The organism is Acidiluteibacter sp., from assembly GCF_055129545.1.
On record NZ_JBSRUB010000003.1, the window covers coordinates 132629 to 145561 of the forward strand.

Genomic DNA, 12933 nt, shown 5'->3' on the forward strand with positions numbered 1-12933 from the left:
AAAATATAGATATACTTGTAAAAAAATAATTCCATGGAAAAATCAATTAACAAATTACTTTACGTTTCATTCGTTACAGCACTTTTGAGTGCTACTTCTTGTAAAAAGGAAGATCCGGTTACTCCTGTAGCACCAGTAACTCCTACTGTAACATCAACTTTCTGCTACAATTTTAGCAATTCCGTTTTGCCTTACGACAGCATTAGCGGAGGCTCATTTATTACTGCTACTAACAACGATGGATTCTATGAGGTTGACCTTGGATTTGCGTTCAATCTTTGTGATAAAAGTTTTAGTAAGTTGTATATTGAGTCAGATTATTACAGTACCACTTTTACCTATAAAATATCGAATAACAATACAGACCTTAGAGATTACTACTTTGTTGCTCATGGGGATTTAGACCTAGAGCCAAAGTATAATTCTAACTTTGAGGTTGTATCAAAATTGGTAAAAACAACCACAGGATCAGCAGGGAATAAAGTCACTACTATCGAATTTAGAGAGTTGAATTATTATGACTTTGACACCCAATCTTACAGTACAGTAAATTATAAAATGATATTTAGGCAAGCCGATAATTCCGTTTCTTATCATTATGGCCCAAATGATTTAACAGTTGATTTTAGGAAAAATGCTTTTGAGCAATTTCCAATTGGTTTATATTCAACTTTAGAAAATGATGGATTGTTTCTTAAAGGAGATCCGAGCACCCCAACAACTGTTATAAATGGCTATGTCTCTGCAGTAAATAAATGGCCATTGAAAAACACCCATTACAAATTCACCAAAAAATAAACTCAGCTAATTAGCTAGAATATAATCGGAAAAGTACCTTAAAGTCGGAATAAATTTATTCCGACTTTTTTTGATCTATTTTTTCTAAGTTTTGATCTAAAGTTGATACTACAAGTTGAATTACTTTTTAGAGATTAGGTAATATTGTAGGCGCATAGTTCAATCGAAATGATTTGACCGTTTAGATAAAAACATATAGAGGTCATTATCATTGATCATTAGAGATTAAATAAAAAGCATGTTTAAACGTTATTGCCAATAAATTAATAGTAAATCTTTTGAAAACAAACCTTTTCTTATTCATCTCGATTCTTTTTAGCATTCAATTGGCCGTTGGTCAAGTTCAGGAAGAACCAAATAAAAAGAAGTATACCATTAGTGGTTATGTAAAGGAAGAGGGAAGTGGAGAATTGTTAATTGGCGCCACAGTTTATATTCCTAGTTTGAAAGTGGGAACAGCAACCAATGCCTATGGTTTTTATTCCATTACATTAACAGAAGATTCTCTTCAACTCATAGTTTCTTATGTGGGGTATACTACAAAAGCTTTTCAAGTAAATTTAACTGAGAACGTCAATTTAGATGTCGCAATTTCAATCGGCACAAACATAGATGAAGTTCAGGTTGTAGCCAGTCGAAAACAAAAAATTAGTGAAACAACTCGAATGAGTGTAATCGAAATACCAATTAATCAGATAAAAGACATCCCCGCACTTTTAGGGGAGAAAGATGCTTTAAAAGTTATCCAATTAATGCCAGGAGTTCAATCAGGAAGTGAGGGAAATAGTGGATTGTATGTTAGAGGCGGCGGACCTGATCAGAACCTAATTATTTTAGACGATGCCACTGTTTATAATGCGTATCACCTTTTTGGTTTCTTTTCTCTTTTCAATGGAGATGCACTAAAAAGTGTAGAATTGACCAAAGGAGGTTTCCCAGCCCGATATGGAGGTCGCTTGTCTTCTGTGTTGGACATGAAAATGAAGGAAGGTAATAACGAAGTCTTTAAAGGTGAAGTAGGGATTGGATTACTTTCTTCTCGCTTAACTATAGAAGGGCCCTTAAAAAAAGGAAAATCTTCATTCTTGCTCTCCGGGCGAAGGACTTATATCGATGTATTGACTCGACCCTTTATGCCTTCTGATGAGCAATTTGGTTATTATTTTTATGATTTAAATGCCAAAGTAAATTATGATTTTGGAAGTAAAAATAAAATCTACATTAGTGGCTACTTTGGAAAAGATCAAGCAAGTGCAAAATTTGATGGGGGAGATGAAGAAGCTAAATTATATTGGGGAAACATCACAGGAACAGCGCGGTGGAACCACTTATTTAACGAACAACTTTTCGCAAATACCTCTTTCATTGTCAGCAATTATGATTTTGCAATTAGCAATAAAAGCAAGTTTGATACTGAGGAATATGAATTTAGAACCTCGTCTGGTATTCGAGATTATTCGTTAAAAATAGACCTGGATTATCGTCCTTCACCGAAACATTCCATTAGAGCTGGATTAACGTCAACCTATCATCGATTTACTCCAAGTGCGGTTGTGCTAAAAGATGATGCAATTAATTCCTACAAAAATGAGGTAACCAGGATTAAATCACTTGAAAATGGAGTATATGTAGAAGATGATTATGCATTTAATAATCGACTTAAAATTAATGCTGGGGTTCGATTTAGTCACTTCTTGAATGAAGATCGCAACTATTTTCGACCAGAGCCACGAATAAGTGGAAGGTACCTAATTAGTGAAGATTTATCTGTAAAGGCTTCATTTGCGAGCATGAATCAATACATTCATTTATTGACCCAGACGGGACTCGGATTGCCGACCGATTTATGGGTGCCATCCACCAAAAGGGTGGCTCCTCAGCAATCCAATCAATTTGCAGTGGGCTTAGCGAAAGACCTGACAAAGCTCGACCTTACCATTTCTATTGAAGCCTATTACAAAAAGTCGGATGATATAATCGCCTACAAAGAAGGGGCTAGTTTTTTGGACTTAGATGTATTCGATTTTGATGGAAATGGCGATGAAAATACTGAAGGATATAGTTGGGAAAAAAACATTACTTCTGGTCAAGCATGGAGCTCAGGGGCTGAATTTCTAATCCAGAAAAAGGTAGGGAGATTTTCAGGTTGGATAGGATATACGCTAAGCTTCACCCAATTTCAGTTTGACTCTTTAAACAATGGAGAGAAATTTTGGGCGAGGTATGACAGAAGACACGATATTTCTGTTGTCGGAATCTATAAGCTAAAGGAGAACACAGAAACCGGAAAGAAAATTACCCTTTCCGCTACATGGGTGTATGGTACAGGAAATGCCATTACACTCCCTGAAAGCCAGTATAGAGCAAGCTCTAACGTGGATAATGGGATAAATTATACGCAGGTGAGCGATTATAGCGCTGTTAATGATTTTAGAATGGCTCCTTATCATCGATTAGATTTTGGTGCTCAATTTCATAAGAAAAAGAAAAGAGGGGAACGGACGTGGGAAGTGAGTTTTTATAATTTATACAACCGTCAAAACCCATTCTTTTATTACTCTGACACTGATTATAAAGGCAATACCATATTGAAACAGGTATCTCTTTTTCCTATTCTCCCATCCATTTCTTACTCTTTTAAATTTTAGTAGAATGAAAAAGTATTTATCCATAATTGCAACGATAAGTATACTGATGACTCTTTTTTCATGCGAAAAGGAAGCAAAAGACATTGAATTGCCCAAAGCGGACCCCAAATTAGTTGTTTATGGATTCTTAAGTCCCTCTGATACGCTCATCGAAATCGAACTCTCTAAATCAGTCCCTTACTTTGGTGAGCAGAATGGGAGTATAGACGATCCTGTTATTGATGCCACGGTTCTTTTAAGTTCAGAAGGTAAAACCATCCTCATTCCCTATTCAAATGATTCGAGGACTTATCGTGTCCTAAATTTAGCTTCCTTTCCAATTTTATCAGGGAAAACCTATCGCCTTGAAATTAGTTCACCAGGAGGGTTTTATGTTTCGTCCGAAACAACAGTTCCTGAAAGTTCTCCCCAACAAGTTAGGGTAGAAGTAGACTCTTCATTGAGAACCACAAATGGATTTTCAGAAAAAATATATCGAATTCTTACGAGTTGGAATGACGAACCTTCACAAACAAATTTCTACCAGAATCAACTTAAAATATATCAAGATAGTCTTAAAAATGAGCAACTGGCCTTCACTTTCTGTAATTATTTAAAAAGCGATGAGGGTAAAAATGGTCAAGAATTAAGATTGAGCTGTCGCTACGCTAGTTATTATTCCGAATTCGACTCAATTAGCAATGGGATTAACGGAATTTCAATACTTTATACGACAGATATTTCCTATTATAAATACCATTTATCGCTTGAAAACTACATTGAAGACAATCCATTTGCCGAACCTTCGCGAATTTATTCTAATATCGAAGGTGGTTTGGGATGCTTTGGTTCGTATTTGGCTACCGTCGTAGAATTTTAATCGCAAAGACCATTAATTTGCATTTTATGAATCAAAGCGGTTTTAAAACCTCTATTTTTGGATGATCCAATTAATTGCAATAAGTTGAAAATTGATTCTTTAGCGAAAGCCCTTAAAAGAAATAGAAAGTGATTTACCACCAACTTTAATCCGAATACATCAATCCTATTTTATAAACAAGAATTACATTGAGCAGAAGTCGTGTAATCATCTTATAATTAGAGATAATAAAATTCCTATTTCAAGGGATTATCGAGAAAATATTGATCAGTAGGTTAAGTTACTTTTATTAGATTAATTTTCAATCTTGGTCATTCACAACAAAAAGATGTCATCCACTACATTTTTCGTAGACTCCATTTTTCACATTTTATTTTTGACGAAATGAGTCAAAACGGCTCTAGCAAATAACATTAGTCTTATAAACCAATTTTATGAAAAAGAGAAAATTAATTCTATTTCAATTTTTAGCTTCTTATCTATTGCCCTCATTGATGTGTATTGGAATAGCCAGTACTGTTCAAGGACAACAAGTATTTCCTTCTCAAGTAGTAAAGACATTAGCTACGAGTCAAATGGGGATTGCGAAAAGCAAAACTCAACCGAACATGAATAAAGCTGGAACTATAATTTGGGGAGCAGGCTCTTCTGATACAACTTCTAGTGCTTTGGGTGAATTTAAAAATGGTTTTAGTTTTGGAACTCCGCCAACATTTAGTTCACAGTGGTCAGCAATTTCTATTAATGAATCTGCAGGTAATGTTACCCCCGGAAATGCGTATTGGGTAAGAAATACAACAGGAACCAGCCAAGGAGCATATTTTGGAACTACACCGCCTATGGCTTCACCGACTCGTGCTAATGGAGTGGCAATTTTTGATTCAGACTTTTTGGACAACGGTGGTGTCGCAGGAGCTTTTAACCAAGGAACTTCACCTTCAAGACACAAAGGGGAGTTAATTTCTCCATCTTTCGACCTTACAGGCTATACTGATACTGCAATTGCTTTAAATTTTTTCTGTAAGTGGAGAAATTTTCAGGTTACAGAATTCTCCGCGTCTATTTCAGTGGATGGAGGTCTAACTTGGACCACTAGCTCAATTATGAATGCATTGCCCTCTTCAATTGGAGCTGCAGTAGAAGGGCCAGTATCTATAGTATTTCCGAACTTAACTTCAGGTGTAACTGTACTTTCGAATTGTAAGATTAAATTCACCTTCGATGGAGATTATTATTTTGCAATGATCGATGATGTGAGTCTAACATCAGCTAATCCTTATGATTTAACCATTGAGGAGGCTGATCCGGTTGGAAATAATTTAACAGCTGCTTTTTACAGTGTTCAAGTGACACATAATGCTGTTATTCCTATCGATCAAATCACAGGACAAGGATTGCGAATTGGAGCAAATGTTAAGAATTTAGGCTTTGCTGCTGTAATACCAGCTGATAATGCACATTTAAATTATACATTGGAGATAGAGTCGAATGGAAATTGGATATCAATGGGTGGGGGAGCTATACCAATTTCTAACATTAGTAGTGGTGGTCTTGGCACAGCTATCATTGATTCCCTTACAAGTCCATTTATGTCGGTAGGTAAATACCGAATGACCTATACAGCTGCCATGAATGGTGATGCCAATGCTTCCAACAATAGTTTAATTCAAAACTTTGAAATTGTGGCCGATAACCATTGGTCAAAAGTGGATTTAGATGCCAACAAACTTCCAGTTTATGACCGTCCTATTTTTCCTGGCGGAACCAACTTTAATCGATATGAATTTGGTTCTGTTTTCAGCACAAAAGATGGCCTTATTCTAGATTCCCTTGCTTATAACTACTACACGACAACCAACTATTCAGGTACGGGAAGTCAAGTAGTAAAAGTTTACGTTTACGAATGGAAAGACGGTGTAGCGGGAGGAACTGCAAACCTTATTGTTGATGACAGCCGTACAAGTGGAGAATTAGTGATTGTAGGAACAGGAGTAGATAGCCTTAGCGGATTATTTGCAAGTGGAGCATACAAACAATCAATGATTCACATAAAAGATGGTAACGGCAATCCGGTTGCATTGTTACCAAATTCTCACTATTTAGTTTCATTGGCTTTAGAAGGGAATTCTTTCACTTCAACGAATTCAATATGGTTAGCTGCGTCTACGGCAAAAAATTATGCGATGAATTTGGGTTATTCCAACGGACTAATTAAATCAGTTTCTAATTTATTTTTGGAAGATGGATTAGGAAATCCTTCCGGAAATTGGCTTGGTTTCGGCGCAGACATTGTTCCTTCTTTTGGGCTTTTTACCTCTTCGCTTTGCAGTGCATTTTCTGCAGCGATTACTTCTACTACCAACGTTAGTTGCAACGGTGGAAACAATGGTGCTACTGCTGCTAGTTCAACTGGTGGAACATCACCTTATACCTATTTGTGGAGCAACGCTGCAACTACAGCCTCAATATCCAATATAACTTCAGGAGCATACACCGTTACCGTAACTGATGCTAACGGATGTTCAGCTACAAGTTCGGCTACCATCACTGAGCCAGTATTTTTAGCAAGTTCATTGACATCAACGAACGTTAGTTGCAACGGTGGAAGCAATGGTGCTACTTCAGCTAGTTCAACTGGTGGAACAACACCTTATACCTATTTGTGGAGCAACGCAGCAACTGTAGCCTCAATATCTAATTTAACGGCAGGTGCATACACAGTGACAGTAACTGATGCTAACGGATGTATTGCTACAAGTTCGGCTACCATCACTGAGCCAGTAGTTTTAGCAAGTTCAATGACATCAACGAACGTTAGTTGCAACGGTGGAAGCAATGGTGCTACTACAGCTAGTACAACTGGTGGAACAACACCTTATACCTATTTGTGGAGCAACGCAGCAACTGTAGCCTCAATATCTAATTTAACAGCAGGTGCATACACAGTGACAGTTACGGATGCCAACGGATGTGTTACTGCTAGTACTGCAACCATTACACAGCCAACTGCACTGAATTCAAGCATTACGGCTACGACAAATTTGAGTTGTAATGGATCAGGAAATGGAACAGCAACAGTAGCTGGATCAGGTGGAACATCGCCGTATACTTATTTATGGAATACAGCTGCTGGATCACAAACCGCAGCAACAGCAACAACACTTCCAGCAGGTTCTTATAGCGTAAGGGTTACAGATGCCAACGGATGTACTGCTTCTAGTTCTGCAACCATTACTGAGCCAATTGTATTGTTTAGTTCATTGGCATCAGTAAACGTAAGTTGCAATGGTGGAAACAATGGAACGACTACCGTTAATTCTTCAGGTGGAACAACGCCGTATACTTATGCTTGGAGCAATGCCGCAACAACCATTTCAATAGCCAATTTAACTGCTGGGGCATACACAGTAACAGTTACTGATGCAAATGGATGTTCTACTGCAAGTACTGCAACCATTACCGAACCAACTGCATTGGCAAGTTCAGTGACATCAACCAATGTCAGTTGTAATGGTGGAAACAATGGAACGACTATCGTTAGTTCAACAGGTGGTACAACGCCTTATACTTATGCATGGAGCAACGCAGCAACTACCGCTTCAATAGCCAACATAACTGCAGGGGCATATACAGTAACGGTAACTGATGCAAATGGATGTACTATTACGAGTACAGCAACCATTACTGAGCCAGTCGCATTATCTGGTGCCATCGCAACAACGAATGTGAGCTGTAATGGTGGTTCAAATGGAACGGCAATACTAACCGCAGCAGGAGGAACCGCGCCTTACACTTATGCGTGGAGTAACGCGACAACGACCAATTCAATAACTAATCTATCTGCAGGGGCATACACCGTGACAGTGACTGATGGGAACGGATGTACATTAACCAGTTCAACTGCGATTACTGAGCCTGCAGCAATTGACACCACTGTAACTAACGTGAATTATGTATTGACCGCCAATCAAAGTGGAGCCACTTACCAATGGTTGGATTGTAACAACAACAATTCGCCAATAGCAGGTGCTACGATGCAATCGTATTCAGTGTTAGCTAATGGTAATTATGCAGTTGCCATCACTCTAAATGGATGTATTGATACATCGGCATGTGTTCAGATTGTGAATGTAGGAGTGAACCAACTTCATGTAGTAGAGCAAACATTGAGACTATTCCCTAACCCAAATAATGGTTCTTTTACCGTAGAATTAACCAATAAGGCAATGGGAGGAGAGCTTCAGATTTACAGCATTTCTGGTAAATTACTTCAATCAGTAATCGTTAATTCTCCAAAACAGGTAATTGATGCAACAGATTTAGCAAATGGAGTGTACTTTATTCGTTTACAGAATGAAGCCATCAGATTCATCATTGCACATTAATCATATTCCAAACTATAATGCGAATCCCCTTCATTGACTTGAAGGGGATTTTTTTATTTAAGCCTGTTTTCCACCAAAAAGTTGGACACAGAAGTTTCTTTTAATGGTATTTGACTGTGTGAATTTGTGGGAAGGGAGTTTTTAGTATTTTAGTCGCTATGAGGATTGTATCATTTGCAATAGTTTTGATTTTAAGTTTCAATTGTAGTTCACAAGAGAAAATTTCTAATAATAGGACCTTCAAAAAGGTTTTTACAGAATCAGAATTGAAAGATGCCGAAATAATCTTTGAATTCTTTAATCACTCAATTTGCGAGGATTTTGAGAACCTGAGTTTAGATAGCTGTTATGGTAAATTTCTAAAAGAGTTGATTAAAAAAGAAGCTTTAGGGAATATAGAACTAGACATCTCTTTTGTTAGTCAACAAGCAATGTACGAGAAGCTTGATTCTGCTACTTTTTTCAATTTTTGGCAGTTTGATAAAATGTGGCTTTCAAGAGAGAGAATAGATACGCTTAAAAGCATGACTTACAATTATGATGGAAGTTATGTGAAGTTTCTTAGAAAAGTTAGCCAAAGAAATAAAGCGGTGAAGCATTACCTCAATGAGTTTGAAATGTCAGGAGATGTTAGCCCCACAATGACCACCAGTATCTTAATGAAATACGATCACTATAAGATAAATGATATTAGGATCAAATTCATTTTAGCAATGCACTACCTGACACTAAACGATCAATGGTTTAGAAGAGAAAAGTATTAACTTATGCTAGTAAAAATTAATAGGTATGAATTAGTACTTTTTGGGTGATGTGTAGCATAAACGAATGTGTAAAAAGTAAGGAGGGGATTTTTTAATCATTATTCTATTGGTAACTTCCATGTATCCGGATTTCTCGTTTTTTAGTGCAAGTCAAAATAATTCAACTTTACCTTAATAAAAACATCTCAAGATTCAAGATAATTTCACTTTTAAATTCTATCTTACGGCCTTCAAATTGACTGAATTAATCCAATTAAGCAAGTATTTGAAATGAAAGGTATAAAGCGAACTTGGTTAACTGAGAAATAAAGAAAGTATTACAATATTGTTAATTCTAATGTGCAGAATAGAACGCTACTTAGTATTAAAATGCTTTATCAAATAGCCAGAAATATTTGAGGTCGAAATAATAAGTTTGATAGATTCATATAAAAACTTTGAAAAATCATTATCAAAATGAGTAATGAATTAGAAATAAAAAAGCAAATAGAAGAACTAGTAAAATCAGATAATGTTGATTATCAAAAATTTTTGGAGTTAACTTCTGATTTAATAAAGTTCGACCATGATAATTTAAGGTTTCGTACTGATGCAGGAACAATTGCCCATTTAGGTAGAGAAAGTATTAAAGATCATACTACTGCATTATTAGAATTGGTTAAAAATGCTTATGATGCTGATGCTGAAAGTGTTGAAATAGACATTGTCATTAATGATGATGAAAGCTATATTAGAATTGCTGATTCTGGAACAGGAATGTCACAAAATGAAGTGATTGAAAATTGGTTGAGAATTGGTTTTTCTTCAAAAAGGACAGAAACTATAAGTAAAAAAGAAAGACGAAAAACTGGTGAAAAAGGAATAGGGAGATTATCGGCAGATAGACTAGGTTCTTCGATTGATTTAATCACAAAAAAGACTGATACAAGTGTATTTGGATTACATATTGATTGGGATGATTTTAATAAACAGGGAATAGATTTATTATTAATCCCATTTAAGAAAATTAAAGTCCCAACTATTAAACTTCCTGAAATTGATAAGAAGGATAGTAATCATGGAACAGAAATTATCATCAAAGAATTAAGAAATAAATGGACAGACTCTGATTTTAAAAGATTATTCGAAGAATTATCAATATTAACATCTCCATTTAGGGTTATTAAGGATTTTCAAATTATTGTTAATACAAATCTTGAAACTGAGTATAAAGGTGAAATAAAACCAAAGGAGCATTTAAAACCTGAAATAGAAATTAGTGTTTATTATGATGGCGTCTCAAATGAAATAAAATATACCTTAAAAGATAAGTATAAAATAAGTAAGGAAATAGAAAAATCTATTGATTGGCATCAGTTAATACAAAAGCCAAAAGAAAAGGATAAGGTATCAAAGTTATACTTAAATGACATTAAAAAATATGATGTGACAGATTCTACACCATCATGTGGACCAGTTATTTTTGATTTAATGTTCTATCCTAGAGAATCTGCTTTTGCAAAAGATTCAGGTTTTACTTTAACAAAATTAACTGAATATTTAACTTACAATAGTGGTGTAAAGATTTATAGAGATAATATAAGTGTAAAACCTTATGGTTTTTCAGGTAAAGATGGAGAAGATTGGTTAAATCTTAGTGAAAGACAAGGGCAAAACCCTGCTGGTATTGGTAGGGAAGATTGGATGGTAAAAAATAACCAAATTTTGGGTGCTATCTATATTGCAAGAGATGAAAATGAAAACTTAGAGGATAGTGCGGCTAGGGAAGGCTTAGTGCATAATGAAGCTTATTATGATTTAAGAGCGCTTGTTCTTTGCGGAGTTAGACTATTAGAGCTTCATCGCCATAATGTAATAAAACAATTAAATGATGCAAATGGTGTTTCTAAACCTAGGCGTTCAAATAAAAAAATACTTGATGAATACAAAGAAGAACTAAATAGACTTAAAAAAGAGTTGGCTGAGATGCGAAAGATGGCAGAAGAAAATAATCATACTTATGTCTTAAATGCATCGTCACATGTAGATTCTTTTTTGAAACAAACAGAAGAAACGGAAAAAACAATAGAAGAAATTTTAAGTAAAAACAGAACATTAGGAGGATTAGCAACAATAGGAATAGCTTCAGCTGTTTTTGGACATGAAACACAGATGTCAATTTCTCAATTCAAAATGGCTAATGATGAAGCTATCGCTGCATTAAAGGCAACCCCACCTGATATAAAAGAAGCATTAGAGGAATTATATGATGCACATGAATATTCTACCCATGTCTCACAATGGGGGTCTTTTGCATTAACAAGAATAAAAAGAGATAAAAGGAAAAGAAAAGATGTTGATGTAACAGATTTAATTAGTAAAACTATTAGTGAGATTACTCGCACATTTTCAGCTAGAGGTATAAATATTGTCACAAAACTTGAAAGTGTTTCTGCTAAAACTTTTCCAATGGATATTGAAACCATATTCATTAATTTATTAACCAATTCATATTCTGCATGTATTCACAATAGTACTAGAAGAGAAATTTTAGTTGAATTAAAGAATAGTGAAAAAGATGATATAGAAGGTTTTGAAATTGTTGTTGCTGATACAGGAAATGGAATAATTGAAGAGCGAAGAGAGATTATTTGGGAGGCTTTATATACAACTAAAACGGATACAAAAGGAAATGAATCTGGAACTGGTTTAGGTTTAACAATTGTACAATCGATAATAGACGATTTGAGTGGGCATAGATTTGTAGAAAATGATAATAATTTAAAAGGTGCAAGGTTTGTAATCTGGTTACCAAAAAAATAGATTTATTATGGCATTAGTAGCAATAATTGATGATAGATTAAAAGAGAGGAAAAAACTAACTAAACGGATAGATAGGGATTTAAAGGAACAAGGTATTAATTGGGAAATTGGGCATTTTGACCCATTACCTAGAATAGAAGATTATTCTAATTGGATTGTAAATAATAAGGTTGTTATTCTTATTGTAGATGAACAATTAAAAGAAGGTAATGTAAGCGGAGTGCACGCTAACTATAATGGACATGATTTAGTGAGGGAAATTCGTAAAACAAACAAACAATTACCAATAGTAGTTATTGCCTCATATGTTGGTGGATCCGAACTAGAATCAATGAAAGGTGAGTTTGATGATATTATTTCGAGAGATGACTTTATTAAATCAGCTGAAAGTACGAAGCAATATGTAAACAGATTTATTAGATATACTCAGAAATATCTTGAGAATTTTGAAAAGGAATATGAGAGATTAGCGGAACTAGCCGAGTTAATTGCATTGGATGATGCAAATGATGAAGAAATTAAAGAACTTAAAGCTTTACAGGCGAAGCTTCATCTCCCACTTTCAACATTTATTGTAAAGGATAGAAAAGATTGGCTCAAAGAATTAGAGAATAAGAATCTACAGTTGGAAGAATTATCCCAAAAGCTGGAAAGCCTAATGAAAAAGTAGTTTAAGG

The 12933-nt window shown here is 35.2% G+C and carries 7 protein-coding genes and 1 pseudogene; all 8 read left to right on the forward strand.

Annotated features, from left to right (window positions below):
* The first annotated feature begins 33 nt into the window (after positions 1-33).
* The 8 genes and pseudogenes from ACTB0X_RS00940 to ACTB0X_RS00975 all read left to right on the forward strand — a co-directional run bounded on the left by ACTB0X_RS00940 (position 34) and on the right by ACTB0X_RS00975 (position 12926).
* Positions 34-798: a hypothetical protein gene (locus ACTB0X_RS00940; protein ID WP_463023096.1), complete on the forward strand. Its 765-nt coding sequence runs from the start codon at positions 34-36 to the stop codon at positions 796-798.
* Between the two features lie 278 nt (positions 799-1076).
* Positions 1077-3446 carry a TonB-dependent receptor gene (locus ACTB0X_RS00945; RefSeq protein WP_463023097.1) on the forward strand — a complete coding sequence of 790 codons (2370 nt, stop codon included), beginning with the start codon at positions 1077-1079 and terminating at the stop codon, positions 3444-3446.
* Positions 3447-3450: 4 nt separating this feature from the next.
* A complete protein-coding gene (locus ACTB0X_RS00950) occupies positions 3451-4305 on the forward strand; it encodes a DUF4249 domain-containing protein (protein ID WP_463023098.1) in 855 nt (284 codons plus the stop codon).
* Between the two features lie 118 nt (positions 4306-4423).
* A pseudogene (locus ACTB0X_RS00955) lies at positions 4424-4579 on the forward strand (LytTR family transcriptional regulator DNA-binding domain-containing protein); the annotation flags it as partial.
* Between the two features lie 160 nt (positions 4580-4739).
* Complete coding sequence (locus ACTB0X_RS00960; protein ID WP_463023099.1) at positions 4740-8690, forward strand: beta strand repeat-containing protein; 3951 nt, start codon at positions 4740-4742, stop codon at positions 8688-8690.
* Positions 8691-8848: 158 nt separating this feature from the next.
* Complete coding sequence (locus ACTB0X_RS00965) at positions 8849-9454, forward strand: hypothetical protein (protein ID WP_463023100.1); 606 nt, start codon at positions 8849-8851, stop codon at positions 9452-9454.
* 456 nt (positions 9455-9910) lie between these two features.
* Positions 9911-12256, forward strand: coding sequence for an ATP-binding protein (locus ACTB0X_RS00970; RefSeq protein ID WP_463023101.1), 2346 nt, complete (start codon positions 9911-9913; stop codon positions 12254-12256).
* Between the two features lie 7 nt (positions 12257-12263).
* Positions 12264-12926, forward strand: coding sequence for a hypothetical protein (locus ACTB0X_RS00975; protein ID WP_463023102.1), 663 nt, complete (start codon positions 12264-12266; stop codon positions 12924-12926).
* Positions 12927-12933 lie beyond the last annotated feature (7 nt).